We start from the raw sequence: 17,379 nt of genomic DNA, 5'->3' as shown, positions 1-17,379 counted from the left end.
TTTTTTGCTAAAGTCAGCGGAAATTTCTCGCACAGCAAGGACTGAGTATGCTGATTTTAATTTCACCTGCTAAAACACTCGACTACCAAAGCCCGCTGGCGACTACGCGTTATACGCAGCCGGAGCTGCTGGATTATTCGCAGCAACTGATTAAGATCGCGCGCAAACTCTCTGCGCCGCAAATCAAAACGTTGATGGGCATCAGCGATAAACTGGCCGACCTGAACGCCACCCGCTTTCATGACTGGCAGCCAGACTTCACGCCGGATAACGCCCGCCAGGCGATCCTGGCTTTTAAAGGCGATGTCTACACCGGGCTTCAGGCTGAAACATTCAGCGACGCGGATTTCGACTTCGCGCAGCAGCATCTGCGGATGCTGTCTGGCTTATATGGCGTGCTACGTCCGTTGGATCTCATGCAACCTTATCGCCTGGAAATGGGCATCCGTCTCGAGAACGCCAAAGGCAAAGATCTGTACTCATTTTGGGACGATGTGATCACTAACAAACTCAATGAAGCGGTTGCTGCGCAAGGCGACAACGTGGTGGTGAACCTGGCTTCTGATGAGTACTTCCGTTCCGTTAAAACGCAAAAACTGAATGCGCAGCTGATTAAGCCCGTATTCCTTGATGAGAAGAACGGTAAATTTAAGGTGATCAGTTTCTATGCCAAGAAAGCGCGCGGCCTGATGAGCCGTTACATCATTGAGCATCGTTTAACGAAGCCTGAGCAGTTAACCGGATTCAACAGCGAAGGTTATTTCTTTGATGAAGAGGCTTCGGTAACAGGCGAAATGGTGTTTAAGCGCCACGAACAGTAAAAGTTACCCTCTCCCGGTCGGGAGAGGGTGATAAAGGTTACGGGTGGCGCTGCCACTCCTGCTCCGGGTCGCCACGGTGGTCATCGTGGTGATCGCGGGGATCATCACGACGATCGTCAAAGTGGCCGTGCGGTTGCCAGCGGTTTTCACGCCATTCGTAGTGTTTTTTCCACCAACTGTGATCGCGCCAGTGGTCACCATCCCAGTAGTGACCGCTATTGTCACGGTCGCCAATTTGCAGTTTCACTGCCGGCACAAGCGTGATTTCTGCGGCCTGAACCGCAAGGGGAGCCACCAACATCATGGAAAGCGCTAACATTACAGGTTTCAACATAGGTTACTCCTTTGCATCATCCAGCCCGTAGTGGGCCGATGTGAGGAGATTACGTAACGCCTGCCTGCGTTGTTATTGGCGCAATCCTATTCTCTAACCCTGCGCATTTATTGGGAATTTCTGCTTTTTCCCTGCCAGATCTCTACATAATTTCTCCCCATTTCCCCCGCCAGTACAGGGGGAAACAGAGAAATTACGCGTTACGCATCATTAACTGACGTAATGCCGCAAAATCCGCAGGCAACTGATGGGACAGCAGCGGCAGGTCCGCGCGATCCGCCAGTTCTTTTGGCAGCGCTAACGGTTCCCCCAGGATCTCCTCTACGCTCTCTTTAAACTTCGCCGGGTGCGCAGTCCCAAGGAACAGACCGTATTCTCCCGGATTCAATTGATCGCGCAGCGCACGATAGGCGATGGCCGCATGCGGCTCGGAAATATAGCCTTTGCCCTGCAGCTCACGCATCGTGGCTTTGGTGGTTTCATCATCCACTGCGGCATAGCCCAACTCATTGAGACGCCAGATTTTACGGCGGAACAACTCTTCGACGCGCGGCCAGTTATTGGGTTGGCTGACGTCCATAGCGTTAGACAACGTGGCCTGGGTCGCTTTTGGCTTCCACTCACCCTCTTTCAGGAAGCGTGGAACCGTGTCGTTGCTATTGGTCGCTGCAATAAAGCGTTTGATCGGCAGGCCGAGGGATTTTGCCAGCAGGCCGGCGGTCAAATCACCGAAGTTACCGCTGGGGACAGAGACAACCAGTTGGTTGCGCGCTTCCTGAGGCAGTTGTGCAACCGCTTCAAAGTAGTAACAAATCTGCGCCAGCAGACGGCTAATGTTGATCGAGTTCGCTGAGTTCAGCCCCAGCGCCGCTTTCAACTCTTCATCGTCAAAAGCCTGTTTTACCAGAGCCTGGCAGGCATCGAAGTCCGCATCAACAGCGACCGTTTCGATATTACCACCCAGCGTGCAGAACAGTTTTTCCTGCAATGGGCTGATTTTGCCCTGTGGATAGAGGATAACAACGCGGACGTTTTTCATGCCATAGAATGCATGCGCCACTGCCGCTCCGGTATCCCCTGACGTTGCGGTCAAAATAGTGACTGGTTTATCGCCGCTGATGGCGCTCAGCATCTGCGCCATAAAACGCCCACCAAAGTCTTTGAACGCCAGAGTCGGCCCGTGGAAGAGTTCCAGGCAGCCCACATCGCTTTCAACCGAACGCACCGGCGCCGGGAAGGCAAAAGCCGCACGAACACGTGCTTCCAGCGCATCCTGAGGGATTTCATCACCGATATAGGCAGCGAGGATTTTCGCGCTACGGGTGACAAAATCCTGATTCAGCATCTCGTCAATTTCCGTCAGGTTGAATTCCGGTAAATCGTGAGGGAAAAACAGCCCCTGATTTTTGCCAAGCCCTTGGGTGACGGCCTGCGCAAAGCTGACCTGCTCGTTGTGATCTTTTAAATTGTAGAGTTTCATTGGTTATCCCACTACTCGTGCGCCCGCCGTATCCAGCCGGCAAATATGAACGAAGCCTTCCTGATTTTGCAGATAGTGTTTACCCAGCCAGTCAGCCACGCGTTGGGCCGTGTCCGGTTTGTCACACAGTGCAAATAACGTTGGGCCGGAACCGGAGATCCCGCACGCCACAGCGCCGATATCCGCCACGGCCTGCCGTGCCTGGTCAAACCCCGGCAGCAATTTCATGCGGTATGGTTCGGCAATCACGTCTTTCATTAATTTTGCCGCCAGACCTGGCTGACGGCTGTAGCAAGCGTGAATAAAGCCTGCCAGATGACGACCATGAGCAATACAGTCCTGACGGCGATACTGTGCCGGCAAAATTGCCCGGGCTTCCGCTGTCGAGACTTTAATGCCCGGATAGGCAAGCACCCATAACCACTCATCAAAGCCTGGCACTTGCTGGCTGATAATGCCGCTTTCCTCGATCATCAGTTGCATACCGCCGAGGAAACAGGGCGCGACGTTATCATAATGCACACTGCCGGAAATGCGCCCTTCCAGTTCACCCATCAGCGCCAGCATCCGGGTATCACCCAGCGGTTTCCCGCAAAACTCGTTCATTGCCACCAATGCGGCAACGACCGAACACGCGCTGGAGCCCAGACCGGAGCCAATCGGCATATTCTTTTCCAGCGTCATCGCCACCGGAACCGACTTACCAATCTCCCGGCAGAACAGCTCCCAGCATTGATAGACGATATTTTCCCGGGGCTCACTCGGCAATTTGCTGGCAAAGCGACCGAGATTTTGCAGACTAAAATGATCCGCCGCTTCCACCGAAACGGTGTCGCCCAACAAGGTGCCATCAACGGGCGTTACGGCAGCACCAAGTACATCAAAACCCACGCTCATATTGGCACTGGAGGCCGGAGCATAAACCTTTACCATCTCAGACTCCTAACTTCCATGACAGGGTGCGGAGCAGGTCGGCGAACACACCCGCCGCCGTCACATCATTACCCGCACCGTAACCGCGTAATACCAGCGGAAGCGGTTGATAGTAATGGCTGTAGAATGCCAGCGCATTCTCGCCATTTTTCACTTTGAACAGCGGATCGTTACCATCAACTTCGGCAATCTTCACCCGGCAGGTACCGTCTTCCTCAATATTGCCAACATAACGCAGAACTTTGCCTGCATCACGGGCTTTTGCTACACGCGCTGCAAACGCATCATCAAGCTGCGGCAAACGCCCCATAAAACTCTCAACATCACCGGAATCATCAAAAGTGGCAGGTAATACCGGTTCAATCACAATATCCGACAGTTCCAGCTCACGGCCCGTTTCGCGAGCCAGAATCAAGAGTTTACGCGCCACGTCCTGGCCGGAAAGATCGTCTCGCGGATCCGGTTCGGTATAGCCCATCTCGCGTGCCATGTTGGTCGCTGCCGACAGGCTCATTCCCTCATCCAGCTTGCCGAAGATAAACGACAGGGAACCGGAGAGAATGCCGGAGAAATGCTGTAATTCGTCGCCAGCATTGAGCAGATTTTGCAGGTTTTCAATCACCGGCAGACCCGCACCAACGTTGGTGTCATACAGGAATTTACGACGGGATTTCTCCGCTGCGCGACGCAGCTGATGATAGTAATCCATTGACGAGGTGTTGGCTTTTTTGTTCGGCGTTACCACGTGGAAACCTTCACGCAGGAAGTCGGCATATTGATCGGCCACGGCCTGGTGCGAAGTGCAATCCACAATCACCGGGTTAAGCAGGTGATACTCTTTCACCAGGCGGATCAAGCGCCCCAGATTGAAAGGCTCTTTCGCGGCAGCCAACTCTTCACGCCAATTATCCAGATCCAGACCGTGTACGTTAGTCAGCAACGCCCTGGAGTTCGCCACGCCGCAAACGCGTAAGTCGATATGCTTGTTCTTCAGCCAGGTCTGCTGGCGTTTGATCTGTTCCAACAGCGCACCGCCCACGCCCCCGACGCCGATAACAAACACTTCAATCACTTGATCGGTGTTAAACAACATTTGATGCGTCACACGCACACCAGTAGTGGCATCATCATTGCTGACGACAACAGAAATTGAACGCTCGGAAGAGCCCTGTGCAATCGCGACAATATTGATATTGGCGCGAGCCAGCGCCGCGAAGAATTTGGCAGAGATCCCGCGCAATGTACGCATACCGTCGCCGACAACAGAGATGATCGCCAGACGCTCCATCACTGCCAGCGGTTCCAGCAGGCCTTCTTTTAACTCCAGGTAAAACTCCTCGTTCATGGCGCGCTGAGCGCGAACGCAATCCGATTGCGGTACGCAGAAACTGATGCTGTACTCAGAAGAGGACTGCGTGATCAGCACGACCGAAATACCGGAGCGCGACATCGCTGCAAATACGCGCGCTGCCATGCCGACCATACCTTTCATACCCGGACCGGAAACGCTGAACATCGCCATATTATTCAGGTTGGAGATCCCTTTTACCGGCAGACCGTCTTCATCCGACGTCGCGCCGATAAGCGTGCCAGGCGCTTGCGGGTTTCCGGTGTTTTTAATCAGGCAAGGGATTTGGAACTGGGCGATAGGGGTGATAGTGCGGGGGTGAAGAACTTTAGCGCCGAAATAAGAGAGCTCCATGGCCTCCTGATACGACATCGACTTCAGTAACCTGGCGTCCGGCACCTGTCGCGGATCGCAGGTATAAACCCCATCAACATCCGTCCAGATCTCGCAACAATCAGCACGCAGGCAGGCCGCTAACACTGCTGCAGAGTAATCAGAACCATTACGGCCCAACACGACCAGTTCACCTTTCTCGTTGCCGGCGGTAAAACCCGCCATCAACACCATATGATCCTGCGGGATACGGCTGGCGGCGATACGCCGAGTGGATTCGGCAATATCAACGGTCGATTCGAGGTAATGACCAACGGCGAGTAACTTCTCAACCGGATCGATCACACTCACTTTATGTCCGCGCGCTTCGAGCAAACCCGCCATGATGGCTATGGATAATTTCTCACCGCGGCAGATAAGCGCGGCGTTAATGCTGTCCGGGCACTGCCCCAGCAAGCTAATACCGTGCAGAACGTGTTTGATCTGCGCGAGCTCTTGTTCAACAAAGGCTTTTAACTGTGCGAGGGGGAAACCTGGTTGCGCATCCGCCAGTCCTTGCAGAAGTTCAGCAAAAATACGTTCAGCGTCGCTGATATTCGGTAATGCATCCTGGCCACCGATCGTTTTTTCGATCATCGCAACCAGGTGATTAGTGATTTTCGCCGGGGCAGAGAGTACGGTTGCTACCTGCCCCTGCCTGGCATTGCTTTCCAGGATGTCGGCAACACGCAGAAACCGTTCCGCATTTGCCACTGATGTACCGCCGAACTTCAAGACTCGCATGGTTTTACCCCTTGATCTTTGGTCGAAAAAAAAGCCCGCACTGTTCAGGTGCGGGCTTTTTTCTGTGTTTCCTGTACGCGTCAGCCCGCACCGTTACCTGTGGTAATGGTGATGGTTGTAATGGTGATAATCGTGCTGATGCGTGTCATGGATGTTGTGTGCTCTGTCATTGTTATCTGTCTGTGCTGTATCCTCTATTGGTTAAAGTATCTGCCTGCTTAAGTCAATTTATTTTTCATTTTGGTTGTTTTTTAAACAGTTGCAACTACGCTAAAACTTGATTACCAAACAACCTGTTCAGACCAGGACGGCCTTCTCTCGCAGTGACTTTAACTATAAAATAAACTTATCACAGCAGCTTACTCGATCAATTTTTTTTCAATATCATGGAGCAATCGATGCAACATGGCAGTGTCGCGTTGTGCCAGCAGCCCCAGACGTTGATCCAGCCAGTCGGCCATTTTGATATCGTCCGCAACCGCTAATTTTTCCAGCAAAGCATGTACCCGTAATCGCAGCGCCCGCAGTTGATTACCATCAACCTGGGCTGCTCCTTCAGGAGCATGTTGCATTAACGACGCTAATTGATAGCAGTAAACCATCACCGCCTGCCCCAGATTAAGGGAAGGATAATCCGCCACCATGGGCACACCGGTTAAAATATCCGCCAATGCCAGCTCTTCATTTGTCAGCCCCGAATCTTCCCGCCCGAAAACCAGCGCCGCGGTGCTAAGCCATGTGCTTTTTTCTTCTAAAAGCGGAACCAGTTCCACAGGCGTCGCGTAGTAATGGAACTTTGCTCTGCTGCGCGCAGTGGTCGCAATCGTAAACGAAACATCGGCCAGCGCGTCGGCCAGTGTCGAATAAGTTCTAGCATTATCAAGGATATCGCCAGAGCCGTGCGCAACACGGCGCGCGCCCTCCTGTCTGTGCGCATCGCTGTCGACAATACGTAAGTCGCTAAACCCCATGGTTTTCATCGCCCGGGCTGCCGCACCGACATTTTCGGCTCGGGCAGGGGAAACAAGCACAACTGCCAGCTTCATTTGACCTTCTCTGTTTTACTGAAGTCACGCGTCAATATATGACCAATGTCAGCATATTACGCGTCACGAATTTACAATTTTGTAACAGGAATCACTGATTTAGCCCCTGATAACGGTTAAAAAAAGCTAAACTGTTTACGCGTGATATTACCTGCTAAGATGTTAACAGAAGGGACTTATCCCTATGTTTATTCATGGCATTTTAATACAGGTTCTTGCCATAGTGTTGGATTCGTCGTGTTTATCAATTAATATTCGCAACTAGTTGGTTTATTGTAGAATTGTAATAAACGCTAGCAATTAGCTATCATGATTTCGCTAAACTGTTAACGTGCTACAATTGAACTTGATATATGTCAACGAAGCGTAGTTTTATTGGGTGTCATTTACGTCTTAGCCTGTTATGTTGCTGTTAAAATGGTTAGGATGACAGCCGTTTTTGACACTGTCGGGTTCAGAGGGATAGTACCCACGACCAAGCTAATGATGTTGTTGACGTTGATGGAAAGTGCATCAAGAACGCAATACGTACTTTAGTCATGTTACGCCGTCATGTTAATTTTCTACATGCACCAGGCTGGTCAGGGACTTTTGTACTTCCTGTTTCGATTTAGTTGGCAATTTAGGTAGCAAACATGCAGACCCCGCACATTCTTATTGTTGAAGACGAGTTGGTAACACGCAACACGTTAAAAAGCATTTTCGAAGCAGAAGGCTACGATGTCTTTGAAGCGACTGATGGCGCTGAAATGCATCAGATCCTTTCGGACAATGATATCAATCTGGTGATTATGGATATCAACCTGCCAGGCAAAAACGGCCTGCTGCTGGCGCGTGAATTACGCGAACAAGCGGATGTGGCGCTGATGTTCCTGACAGGGCGTGATAACGAAGTCGATAAAATTCTGGGCCTCGAAATTGGTGCAGACGACTACATCACCAAACCGTTCAACCCACGCGAACTGACTATCCGTGCGCGCAATCTGCTGTCCCGTACCATGAACCTGGGCACGGTTAGCGAAGAACGCCGCAGCGTCGATAGCTACAAATTCAATGGCTGGGAACTGGATATCAACAGCCGTTCGCTGGTCAGCCCGAACGGTGAGCAGTATAAGCTGCCGCGCAGCGAATTCCGCGCGATGCTGCACTTCTGCGAAAATCCTGGCAAAATTCAGTCCCGCGCAGAACTGCTGAAAAAAATGACCGGTCGCGAGCTGAAACCGCACGACCGTACTGTGGATGTGACCATTCGTCGCATTCGCAAACATTTTGAATCGACCCCGGATACGCCGGAAATCATCGCCACCATCCATGGCGAAGGTTACCGTTTCTGCGGCGATTTGCAGGAATAAGTGAATAAAGACGAAAAAGCGGCGCTCAGCGCCGCTTTTTTTATTTCCAGATACGTAATGCGTCTTCAGCATCCGCGACAGGCTCATTCGTCTTTTTTCTGCCCGCCGACAACCTGTACCAGTCGAGTTTACGCGTCAGGAACATTACCGTGCTTAGCGCCACAAACAAGACGCCTGTGCCAAGCAGTAGCGCGTTATCCTCTGAATTCAGTAACCCCCACATCACACCATCCAGCAATAGCAGCGCGGCGGTAAACAGTAAACTGGCGCGCCAGCTTCGCATCACACCCTGCAGATAGATCCCATTCAGCAATGCGCCAAGAAGGCTGGCAATGATCCAGGCGAGCGTAAATCCGGTATGTTCAGACAAGGCCAGCAGCACCAGATAGAACATCACCAGCGACAGCCCAACCAGCATGTACTGCATGGGGTGCATCTGCCGCGCGGTTAAGCTTTCAAAAACAAAGAACGCAAGAAATGTCAGTACAATCAATAACACGGCATACTTCACAGCCCTGTCAGTTAATTGGTACTGATCCGCTGGTGTGGCGATATTGACGCTAAATGCAGGCAGAACCCAGTCGTTGCTGGCGGCAAGCCTGATGTTATCGCGCACTTTACTGTCCAGATTGTTGGCAAACCAGCTACTTTGCCAGTGTGCCTGAAAACCACTGGCGCTCACTTCCCGTTTTTCAGGCAGGAAATCGCCCATAAACCCCGGATGCGGCCAGTCGCTATTCAGCGTCATTTCACTGTTACGGCCCAATGGCACTACCGAGAACGCGCCAGTGCCGCTCAGATTAAGGGACATTGACAGTTGCAGGGGTTTATTCACGCTTTCCGCCGCAAGCGGCATATGGATCCCTTGCAACTCACTCATCAACCCGGTTCCGGGTTCCACGCTCAGCGCCTCGCCGTTCAGGCGGGTGGTATGTATCTGACCAATTCCCCGGGCATCGCTAACGGCTAATACCATAAACGGCTCACCCAGGGTGATGTTCTCGCCGGGCTTTATATCCAACCGCTTTGGGTCAAACTCTGCTTTGATATCTATCTCGTTATGCCAGATTTGCCCGTCGTAGATACCAATTTTGCGCGTTTCGACCTGCTGCGTGCCATTGACCATCAGCGACTCCGGCAACCACATGCGTATATAACTGTGCTTACGACGCACCTCTTTTGGCGCATCTTTATCGCCAGCGCTTTCCATTGAAATTACGGTTTCCGTTACCGGAACAGCAATCAAGGGGCCAATCAATTTCTGCGCGCCGGCACTGCTTTGGCGCAGCGTATCTGTCACGTCATTACGGTAGTTCGCGCGCTCACCGATCAGACTGCTGAGCATTGTCAGCGGAATCAGCAGAACACAGAAGCAACCCGCGAGGGTTAACATTTTCCAGAACAGGGGGGATTTCAACATAGCCTTCTCCTTTGTGATGTACGCAGAGTAGCGAGGCTATGTGTGAAGGATTTGAAGTTATGTGAAGTGAGGATGAAGTATCAGCCGGGCTTCGCAACCGCCTTGTGCACGATTCGACACAATAATCTCACCGTGATGCAAACGGGCGACTTCCCGAACAAATGCCAGCCCGAGGCCGCTGCTTTTCTGCCCATTTTCCCGTGGCAATGAGTAAAAACGCTCAAACACGCGCGTCAGCGCATACTCCGGAATACCTGAACCACTGTCACTGACTGAGAGCACCCGCGCCGCACCCTCATCGCTGGCACGAAGCGTCACCACACCGCCGGCTGGCGTGAAGTCAATAGCGTTATCCAGCAGATTACCCAGCGCCTGTGCCAGTAATTCGCTATCTCCCGCCACCTGGACATTTCCCGGCTCGCAGTGAAGCGTCAATCCTTTCGCAGCAAGCGCGACACTGCGCTGCTCCTGTAACTGGCGAAATAACGTGTCCACATCAACAGGCATAAACGCAATTTCCAGGCGATTTTCCAGCTTTGCCTGATGCAGCAGTTTTTCCACCAGGTGCTGCATACGTGCGTTTTGCCGCAGGATATTGTCGGTAAAACGCGACGCGACATCGGGCGGCGGCCCCTCACGCAGAATCTCCGCCGCGCCACGAATGGCCGCCAACGGGCTTTTAAGCTCGTGCGTCAGTGCATAAATATAGTGTTCAATGTAATTTTTACCTTCCAGCTTCACACGCATGCTTTCCAGCGCCTGCGCCAGCTTGCGTAGCTCACTGCTGCCCAACTCCGGCAGTGGAACCGGACGATCCTCCGTTACAGAATCAGCATAACGCGCCAGTTTGCCAATGGAACGATTGATCCACCACACCATCACCGCGCCAATCAGCAATGCAATCCCCAACAACGCGCCACCGGCCCATAAGATCCGTCGCTCGCTGCGTTTGATCACCGGATCCATTGCACTGTTAGGCTTGCCGACACTAACAACACCAATAATCCGCCCCCCATCGCTCACCGGTGCGGCAACATACATCACCGCACTTTGCGGCTCGCCAGCGACAGCCTGCGAACTGCGCGCACCATATTGCCCACGCAGCGTAAGCCAGACATCATTCCAGCGGGAATAATCCTCGCCTAATGCTTTCCCGGCCGAATCAAACACCACACGCCCCGCAGCATCGGTCATATAAACGTGGTACTCATTGCGGACTTTATGGATACCGCTGATATGGGCATTGATCGGATGATGATTGAGGGTTGAGAACGCCTGCGCCAGTCTGCCATCTTGTGCATGGCCGGTACGCAGATCCTCACGGGCAAGTTCCGCCAGCAACGTCGCGGTATCAATGAGCGTACCTTCCGTTGCGCGGCGCACACCAGGTTTGATCTCCTGAACAAAGATCGACAACACGAACCACGCCGCCACCGCAACGATAAGAAAGTAGCCCAGCAGCAAACGCATGCCTATACGCATTAGCGGATCCCCAGGCTATAGCCCATACCACGATGCGTATTGATCGGATTACTTTCCGGATTGATAGCACGTAATTTGGCGCGCAGCGTCTTGATATGGGTATCGACGGTGCGATCAAAACTCTCCTGCGCGTCGCTCCATACCTGATCCATTAACTGCTGGCGGGAGAAAACGCGCCCGGGCGCCAGGAGCAACGTTTTTAACAACAGAAACTCATAGCGCGTCAGCAGCAAAGGTTCACCACACCAGCGAATCAGCGCGGCGGCTTCATCAAGTTCAAACTGCCCTACCCGCAACATATCGCTGTGCAGCGTCGACTTTTGCAGCCTGCGCAGTACGGTACGCACCCTGGCGCAGACCTCCCGTGGAGAAAAGGGTTTCGCGATGTAATCATCCGCGCCCATCTCCAGCCCCAGCAGTTTATCCACCTCATCACTGCGAGCCGTCAGGAACAACACCGGTAGCGCTGGCGCATGCGCCAGAAGCCGCCGACACAATTCGAAACCGCTGATATCCGGCAGGCCAACATCCAGAATAACCAGATCCGGTAACCGTTGTACTGCGGCATCAAGAACCGGCAGTCCACGCTCAAAGGCAGTGACGCTAAACCCATCTTGTTGCAACATGTAAATGAGCGTTTCAGCGATGCTGATTTCATCTTCTACCAGCCAGATCAGCGGTTGCACTCCAGGCATTCTGTTACTTACTCCATGGCATGATCGGTACCGCGCTCAATGCATTTTTCGGCGAACCTTCCACCACTTTATCGGAATAGGCTAAATAGGCCAAAGTGTTACGTTTCTCATCATAGAAGCGCACAACCTGCAATTTCTTGAACACCAGAGACGTACGCTTCTGGAAAACCACGTCGCCCTGCGCCTTGCCGCTCTTAATTTTATCCGTCAGCTCAACCGGCCCTACCTGCTGGCAAGAGATCGCAGCATCGGAGGTATCTTCCGCCAGCCCCAGGCCGCCTTTGATACCGCCAGTTTTCGCCCGGCTGATATAGCAGGTTACGTTTTTCACGTCCGGATCATCAAATGCCTCAACCACGATCTTATGATCGGGGCCAAACATTTTGAAGACGGTATCCACCGATCCAATTTGTTCTGCGTGTGCGCCACTCAGCGTCGTCAACAGCAATGCAGGAACTATTAACTTTGTGTATTTCATATTGTTACCATTTTTGAATATTACGTTACGTAACTATTCATCTTTATGATGAGAATTCGTTTGAAGATCACCAATTTACAAAATTTATGATGAAAATCAGTCACAATGCGCATCAGTGCACAAAAAAAACACTGAATGCTAAAGCAAAAAAAACCCGCTATCATCCGTCCCTTGTATCAAGCGTTAACCGCTGTTTTAAGGAAGAGGATATTATATGGATCAGGCTGGGATCATTCGCGACTTACTTGCCTGGCTGGAAGGCCATCTGGATCAGCCCTTGTCTTTAGACAATGTGGCGGCAAAAGCAGGTTATTCCAAGTGGCATTTGCAAAGGATGTTCAAAGACGTAACGGGCCATGCCATCGGTGCGTATATCCGTGCACGTCGTTTGTCGAAGTCTGCCGTTGCGCTGCGCCTTACCGCCCGCCCAATCCTGGATATAGCTCTACAATACCGCTTTGATTCACAACAAACTTTTACCCGTGCCTTCAAAAAACAGTTTGCCGTTACGCCGGCACTTTACCGCCGTTCACCAGACTGGAGTGCTTTTGGCATCCGCCCGCCAATGCGTCTGGGGGAATTTGCCCTGCCGAAGCATGAATTCGTTACGCTGCCACCAATGCACCTGATTGGTACAACACAGAGTTATACCTGTTCATTGGAAGAGATCTCTGATTTCCGTAATCAGATGCGTATTCAGTTCTGGCGTGACTTTTTAAGTAACTCTCCGACCATCCCGTCTGAGTTGTACGGCCTGCATGAACCGCGCCCGAGCCTGGAAAAAGATGACGAACAGGAAGTGTTTTACACAACAGCGCTAACACCGGAGATGGCGAACGGGCATTTGAATAACGCCGAACCTGTGCTGCTGGAAGGCGGCGATTATGTCGCGTTTTCCTACGAAGGCTCCCCGGACGGCGTACAGGCATTTATCCTGACGGTGTATGGCACCTGTATGCCAATGCTCAACCTTACGCGCCGCAAAGGGCAGGATATTGAGCACTTTTATCCGCAGCATGATGGCAGCGAGAGCGACCGCGAGCCGCCAGCGCACATCCGCTGCGAGTTTCTGGTGCCTATTCGCCGCTAACGCTGTAACTCATCCAGCGCGGGAGCGTCCAGATGCGAGACGTCTCCTGCGGTTTCCACCACCCATCCGGATGCCAGCCACGGGCTTTGCTGATAATCGATACGGGAAATGGAGCAGTTGCGCAGACGCAAACGGCGTTCAGCCCAAGCCGGAAGCCCAAGGATTGTACTGACCAGACAGCCCAGCGCCATACCGTGACTGACCAGCATCGGGCGGCTGCCTTCCGGCAGTTCGAGGCAGTTTGCCAGCGCCGCATGCATGCGGTCACTTAACTCCTGCATAGACTCACCATCAGGAATACGACCATCCGCTGTGCCATTCACCAGTTGGCGACGCCAGCTCTCTTCTTCTTCCGTCAGGGATTCGATGTGGCGACGCTCCAGCACGCCCATATCCAGCTCGCGTAAGCGCGGCTCAAGCGTGACTCCGCAGCCACAAACATCAGCGATAATTTCAGCCGTACGACGCGTTCGACCCAGGTCGCTGGCGATGATGTGGGTGATGCCTAACGCTTTGGCGCGCTCAGCCACCTGCCGGGCCTGCTGCTCCCCTTTGTCGGTTAACGGACTGTCAGACTGGCCTTGAATACGACGCTCGGCGTTCCACTGCGTTTCACCGTGGCGAACAAGGTATACCTGTAACATGCTTTTTTATCCATTATACTGCGATGAATTTATTCTCTGAGGAAGGCCTCTGCCCGGAGTAAAGAACGCGTCTCGTTTCGGACAAGCCAAGTATAGATTATGCACCATGTTGTCTCAGCTACCACTAATCCCGCAAAAATTCGGGCGATTCTGCACGCTTTTAACGAGATCTTCGGGGAGGGATCCTGCCATATTGAGTCCGTCTCCGTCGATAGTGGCGTCCCGGAACAGCCGTTTGGCAGTGACGAAACGCGGGCTGGCGCACGAAATCGTGTTACCAACGCGCGGCAAATCCGACCCGAAGCGGATTTTTGGGTTGCCATTGAAGCCGGTATAGACGGCGACAGCACCTTTAGCTGGGTGGTGATTGAAAATCATCACCAGCGCGGAGAAGCCCGCTCGGCTACGCTTCCGTTACCGGCGGTGATCCTGGAGAAAGTACGAGCAGGAGAAGCGTTGGGACCGGTGATGTCACACCACACCGGCATCGATGAAATTGGCCGTAAGGACGGCGCGATCGGCGTGTTCACCGCCGGGAAACTGACCCGCGCGAGCGTCTACCACCAGGCGGTGATCCTCGCGCTCAGCCCGTTTCACAATGCGATTTACCGTTGACCGTTCAGTAAGGTCTCTTCCAGCCACAAACGTAAATCCGCTGGCGCGGCCTTCAGGCTGTTCGATCCACGGGTAATCGTCGCGATGCCCGCACCGAGTTCGGATTTCAGCTCACGCTGGCTCATCTCACCACGCAGCAGCTCTTCGATAATCCGTACTCGGGTGCCCAATGCTTCACGCTCGTCCGGTGTAAGCATCAGGTTAAGCAACGGAATATGCAGATCCTTCTCATAAGACTGCCGGACCAGTTCAACAAAACGCAGCCACTCCTGGTTGCGTTGCTCGGCCATTGCTGCTGAATAAGGGGATTGCTGAGTCATAATTTACCGCCACTCTCAGGGTTCAGTGCTGTGTACTCTTAAGCGAGTACACAGCATAGCATAAACCACAGAAATCAGTAACGGCGCTGCCATTCAGCATCACTGAACACAGCAGGCTTTCTCTCACCCATAAAGAAACGATAGTACGCATCATAGGCGAGGACGTTTTTCACATAGCTACGGGTTTCAGAAAACGGAATGCTTTCAACAAACGCCACCGCATCCAATTTCCCGCCACTGTTGTTCAACCAGCTACGCACACGTCCAGGTCCGGCGTTATACGCGGCAGAGGAGAAAATACGGTTATTACCAAACTGCTGATAAACATATTGCAGATAGCTGGTGCCGATATTGATATTGGTTTCCGGATCAAAGAGCTGACTGGCATTACTGTACCCTGGAATGTTGAACATCTTCACCGTGTGCGTTGCGGTACCAGGCATAAGTTGCATCAGACCGCTGGCCCCGACTGGCGAACGTGCGGCGGGGTTCCACGCGCTTTCCTGGCGCGAAATTGCCATCGCATAGCTCTGGGTGATCCCTTTGCCGCGGGTGTAACGGGCATAAAGATCGTTGTAGGCCAGCGGGAAACGCTCTTCCAGATGATCCCACAGTTTGCCGGCAATGGTGGCCTGCACGCTGAGATCCCACCAGTGCTGATTAAACGCGTAACGCGCCAGTTGCGCCTGCTCCTGTTGGTTGCGGCTGGTCACCAGATTGGCCCACTCGCTACGGGCAGTGTTATCCAGCCCCCAGTACATTAGCTCACGCACGCGCGCCATTTCCGCGCCCTGGACCAACGCGGGATCGGGGTTACCCGGTGCCTTATCCACCTGCAACGGATAATCCTCACCCAGACGCTGAGCAGCGGCCATCGGGTAGAAGCCACGCTGCTGCATTAGCGCGTGCAGGATCTCTTTGGCCTCCGTGTCTCGCCCGCGTTCAAGCAACAGATCCGCCTGCCAGTATCGCCATTCATCTTTCTCTTTCGCCTCCATCGGCAAACGGGAAAGCCAGGTATTGAGCCCACGGCGGTCGCCATCGCCAATTGCCATACGCACGCGCCGTTCGAGCAGCGAAATAGATTGCGAACGCATGATTGCATCATCGCGCCAGCGTGCCTGATCGCTGGTGACGTCATTGCCCATTAAGCGCCAGGCGACAATATCGCGTAAAGTCTGGGTTTGTTCGTCGTTTAACTGTTGCGCCTGCACCAGCGACGGGATCATCAACCGGGCATTCTCCACATCCTGGCGCGCTACACTTTCAAAAGCTTCCGCCGCCATCTGGCGCGTAAAATCGGTCGCGCCGGTTGTACGGGCAAAATCCATCACCGTACCGGGATCGTTGGCCAGATTAATGATCGCCGTTGAGATAGTCTGATAGTCCGACGGCATCTGCCCGGCCAACAGTGTGACCAGTTTAGTATTGCCTGCTTTCATCGCCAGACGAATGCGTTCCAGGAACGCTAGCGGATCCTGAGCACCCGAGGCTCGCCACGCGCCAAAAAGCGAGTCACAGGCATTCGGCTGGCTTTTGCCGGTCAGCCACAACTCTTTTGCTCCGGCCCAGGCCTCTTCCGCCTGACCGGTGCTCCATTTAGCAAAGTAGTAGTTACACTGCGCCTCAGTGGTGGTCGGTTTTTCCGGGCTGAACGCCAGCAGTCCTCGCCAGTCCTGGCGGCGGGCCAGTTCATTGACAAAGCGGGACTTCAGCGCACGCGCCGCCGGTAACGTGGGGTTAGCCTGCACAAAATTGGAGACGGTGATCGCGGGCTGATTCATCAGATCATCAGTGATCTGGCGATATTCAAGATAGGGGTACAACGGATAGGTCTTCAGCGTCGGCAGCAGTTGCTGCACCACATCCATCTGTTTGTTATCCCACGCAGTTTTGATCTGCGCGTAGCGATTACGTTGTTCATCCAGTGAATCCGCACGCGCCGCATTACTGAGGGACAGCAAACAAACGCAGGCCGCCGCAAATCGCCAGGCGGTATGTTTAGCTCTCTGCACAGCTCTTTCCTCTTATTCTCTCTTAGTGGCAGCGTCATGCCGCGTCATGATGTAATGCTAACCGGGCAGGCCTTAACGCGCCATGTTCCGAACACTTTTTTACCTTTCTCACGGGATTTAACACTCCGGGCTTAGCTGGCTGGGCTTAAGCGTCGAAAACGGCTACACTCCGCTGTTGAATACTCCTTCT

17 protein-coding genes, 1 pseudogene and 1 other annotated feature are annotated in these 17,379 nt (G+C 53.1%); of the genes and pseudogenes, 4 read left to right on the top strand and 14 right to left on the bottom strand.

Features of this window, described 5'->3' with window-relative positions:
• Positions 1-47: 47 nt before the first annotated feature.
• The gene (gene yaaA / locus ABGA49_RS09540) at positions 48-821 is read left to right on the top strand and encodes a peroxide stress protein YaaA (RefSeq protein WP_347665487.1); all 774 of its coding nucleotides are present in this window, start codon (positions 48-50) and stop codon (positions 819-821) included.
• 37 nt (positions 822-858) lie between these two features.
• Here the strand turns inward: yaaA and ABGA49_RS09535 are convergent, their stop codons facing one another.
• From ABGA49_RS09535 to yjjY, 7 genes and pseudogenes are all read right to left on the bottom strand, one after another.
• The gene (locus tag ABGA49_RS09535) at positions 859-1,155 is read right to left on the bottom strand and encodes a DUF2502 domain-containing protein (RefSeq protein ID WP_061497829.1); all 297 of its coding nucleotides are present in this window, start codon (positions 1,153-1,155) and stop codon (positions 859-861) included.
• Positions 1,156-1,348: 193 nt separating this feature from the next.
• Positions 1,349-2,635: a threonine synthase gene (gene thrC / locus ABGA49_RS09530; RefSeq protein WP_088237362.1), complete on the bottom strand. Its 1,287-nt coding sequence runs from the start codon at positions 2,633-2,635 to the stop codon at positions 1,349-1,351.
• 3 nt (positions 2,636-2,638) lie between these two features.
• A complete protein-coding gene (gene thrB, locus ABGA49_RS09525; protein WP_061497833.1) occupies positions 2,639-3,568 on the bottom strand; it encodes a homoserine kinase in 930 nt (309 codons plus the stop codon).
• Between the two features lies 1 nt (position 3,569).
• A complete protein-coding gene (thrA, locus tag ABGA49_RS09520) occupies positions 3,570-6,032 on the bottom strand; it encodes a bifunctional aspartate kinase/homoserine dehydrogenase I (RefSeq protein WP_347665486.1) in 2,463 nt (820 codons plus the stop codon).
• A gap of 24 nt (positions 6,033-6,056) precedes the next feature.
• Positions 6,057-6,174, bottom strand: a sequence feature (Thr leader region).
• Positions 6,113-6,181: a thr operon leader peptide gene (gene thrL, locus ABGA49_RS09515; RefSeq protein ID WP_134319007.1), complete on the bottom strand. Its 69-nt coding sequence runs from the start codon at positions 6,179-6,181 to the stop codon at positions 6,113-6,115. It overlaps the preceding feature by 62 nt.
• A gap of 210 nt (positions 6,182-6,391) precedes the next feature.
• Positions 6,392-7,078 carry a tRNA/rRNA methyltransferase gene (locus ABGA49_RS09510; protein ID WP_347665485.1) on the bottom strand — a complete coding sequence of 229 codons (687 nt, stop codon included), beginning with the start codon at positions 7,076-7,078 and terminating at the stop codon, positions 6,392-6,394.
• Between the two features lie 401 nt (positions 7,079-7,479).
• Positions 7,480-7,619 (bottom strand): annotated as a pseudogene (gene yjjY, locus ABGA49_RS09505) (protein YjjY).
• Between the two features lie 94 nt (positions 7,620-7,713).
• On the opposite strand from yjjY, the gene arcA reads away from it, so the two are divergent.
• Positions 7,714-8,430 carry a two-component system response regulator ArcA gene (gene arcA / locus ABGA49_RS09500; protein ID WP_061497839.1) on the top strand — a complete coding sequence of 239 codons (717 nt, stop codon included), beginning with the start codon at positions 7,714-7,716 and terminating at the stop codon, positions 8,428-8,430.
• Positions 8,431-8,470: 40 nt separating this feature from the next.
• Here the strand turns inward: arcA and creD are convergent, their stop codons facing one another.
• The 4 genes from creD to creA are packed head-to-tail and all read right to left on the bottom strand — an operon-like array spanning position 8,471 to position 12,505.
• Positions 8,471-9,850, bottom strand: a complete 1,380-nt coding sequence (creD, locus tag ABGA49_RS09495) for a cell envelope integrity protein CreD (protein ID WP_347665484.1) — start codon at positions 9,848-9,850, stop codon at positions 8,471-8,473.
• Between the two features lie 57 nt (positions 9,851-9,907).
• Positions 9,908-11,332 carry a two-component system sensor histidine kinase CreC gene (creC, locus tag ABGA49_RS09490; RefSeq protein WP_347665483.1) on the bottom strand — a complete coding sequence of 475 codons (1,425 nt, stop codon included), beginning with the start codon at positions 11,330-11,332 and terminating at the stop codon, positions 9,908-9,910.
• A complete protein-coding gene (creB, locus tag ABGA49_RS09485; protein WP_088237358.1) occupies positions 11,332-12,027 on the bottom strand; it encodes a two-component system response regulator CreB in 696 nt (231 codons plus the stop codon). Before creB ends, creC begins: the two co-directional genes overlap by 1 nt.
• 4 nt (positions 12,028-12,031) lie before the next feature.
• On the bottom strand, positions 12,032-12,505 hold the full coding sequence (gene creA, locus ABGA49_RS09480) for a protein CreA (protein WP_061497856.1): 474 nt from the start codon (positions 12,503-12,505) through the stop codon (positions 12,032-12,034).
• 214 nt (positions 12,506-12,719) lie between these two features.
• On the opposite strand from creA, the gene robA reads away from it, so the two are divergent.
• Positions 12,720-13,595 carry an MDR efflux pump AcrAB transcriptional activator RobA gene (robA, locus tag ABGA49_RS09475; RefSeq protein ID WP_061497858.1) on the top strand — a complete coding sequence of 292 codons (876 nt, stop codon included), beginning with the start codon at positions 12,720-12,722 and terminating at the stop codon, positions 13,593-13,595.
• Here robA and gpmB read toward each other — a convergent pair.
• The gene (gene gpmB / locus ABGA49_RS09470; protein WP_061497859.1) at positions 13,592-14,239 is read right to left on the bottom strand and encodes a 2,3-diphosphoglycerate-dependent phosphoglycerate mutase GpmB; all 648 of its coding nucleotides are present in this window, start codon (positions 14,237-14,239) and stop codon (positions 13,592-13,594) included. The genes robA and gpmB overlap by 4 nt on opposite strands.
• Before the next feature lie 99 nt (positions 14,240-14,338).
• Here gpmB and yjjX point away from each other — a divergent pair, with 99 nt between their 5' ends.
• Positions 14,339-14,854 carry an inosine/xanthosine triphosphatase gene (gene yjjX / locus ABGA49_RS09465; RefSeq protein WP_061497860.1) on the top strand — a complete coding sequence of 172 codons (516 nt, stop codon included), beginning with the start codon at positions 14,339-14,341 and terminating at the stop codon, positions 14,852-14,854.
• Here yjjX and trpR read toward each other — a convergent pair.
• Both trpR and sltY read right to left on the bottom strand, forming a co-directional pair.
• Positions 14,845-15,174, bottom strand: coding sequence for a trp operon repressor (trpR, locus tag ABGA49_RS09460; protein WP_061497861.1), 330 nt, complete (start codon positions 15,172-15,174; stop codon positions 14,845-14,847). The two genes, yjjX and trpR, sit on opposite strands and share 10 nt — an antisense overlap.
• A gap of 74 nt (positions 15,175-15,248) precedes the next feature.
• On the bottom strand, positions 15,249-17,189 hold the full coding sequence (sltY, locus tag ABGA49_RS09455) for a murein transglycosylase (protein WP_088237357.1): 1,941 nt from the start codon (positions 17,187-17,189) through the stop codon (positions 15,249-15,251).
• Positions 17,190-17,379: the final 190 nt, after the last annotated feature.

It is taken from the genome of Kosakonia sp. WA-90, from assembly GCF_039871955.1.
Classification (GTDB): Bacteria; Pseudomonadota; Gammaproteobacteria; order Enterobacterales; family Enterobacteriaceae; genus Kosakonia; species Kosakonia oryzendophytica.
The sequence above is the reverse complement of the archived record's forward strand: the minus strand, read 5'-3'. Positions and strand labels throughout refer to the sequence as shown.

Bases quoted from the DNA above. Each gene is read 5' to 3' on its own strand.
- creA (WP_061497856.1), bottom strand. From the start codon at position 12,505: ATGAAATACACAAAGTTAATAGTTCCTGCATTGCTGTTGACGACGCTG.
- gpmB (WP_061497859.1), bottom strand. From the start codon at position 14,239: ATGTTACAGGTATACCTTGTTCGCCACGGTGAAACGCAGTGGAACGCC.
- yaaA (WP_347665487.1), top strand. From the start codon at position 48: ATGCTGATTTTAATTTCACCTGCTAAAACACTCGACTACCAAAGCCCG.
- creD (WP_347665484.1), bottom strand. From the start codon at position 9,850: ATGTTGAAATCCCCCCTGTTCTGGAAAATGTTAACCCTCGCGGGTTGC.
- trpR (WP_061497861.1), bottom strand. From the start codon at position 15,174: ATGACTCAGCAATCCCCTTATTCAGCAGCAATGGCCGAGCAACGCAAC.
- thrA (WP_347665486.1), bottom strand. From the start codon at position 6,032: ATGCGAGTCTTGAAGTTCGGCGGTACATCAGTGGCAAATGCGGAACGG.
- thrB (WP_061497833.1), bottom strand. From the start codon at position 3,568: ATGGTAAAGGTTTATGCTCCGGCCTCCAGTGCCAATATGAGCGTGGGT.
- ABGA49_RS09510 (WP_347665485.1), bottom strand. From the start codon at position 7,078: ATGAAGCTGGCAGTTGTGCTTGTTTCCCCTGCCCGAGCCGAAAATGTC.
- arcA (WP_061497839.1), top strand. From the start codon at position 7,714: ATGCAGACCCCGCACATTCTTATTGTTGAAGACGAGTTGGTAACACGC.
- ABGA49_RS09535 (WP_061497829.1), bottom strand. From the start codon at position 1,155: ATGTTGAAACCTGTAATGTTAGCGCTTTCCATGATGTTGGTGGCTCCC.
- creB (WP_088237358.1), bottom strand. From the start codon at position 12,027: ATGCCTGGAGTGCAACCGCTGATCTGGCTGGTAGAAGATGAAATCAGC.
- creC (WP_347665483.1), bottom strand. From the start codon at position 11,332: ATGCGTATAGGCATGCGTTTGCTGCTGGGCTACTTTCTTATCGTTGCG.
- thrC (WP_088237362.1), bottom strand. From the start codon at position 2,635: ATGAAACTCTACAATTTAAAAGATCACAACGAGCAGGTCAGCTTTGCG.
- robA (WP_061497858.1), top strand. From the start codon at position 12,720: ATGGATCAGGCTGGGATCATTCGCGACTTACTTGCCTGGCTGGAAGGC.
- yjjX (WP_061497860.1), top strand. From the start codon at position 14,339: ATGCACCATGTTGTCTCAGCTACCACTAATCCCGCAAAAATTCGGGCG.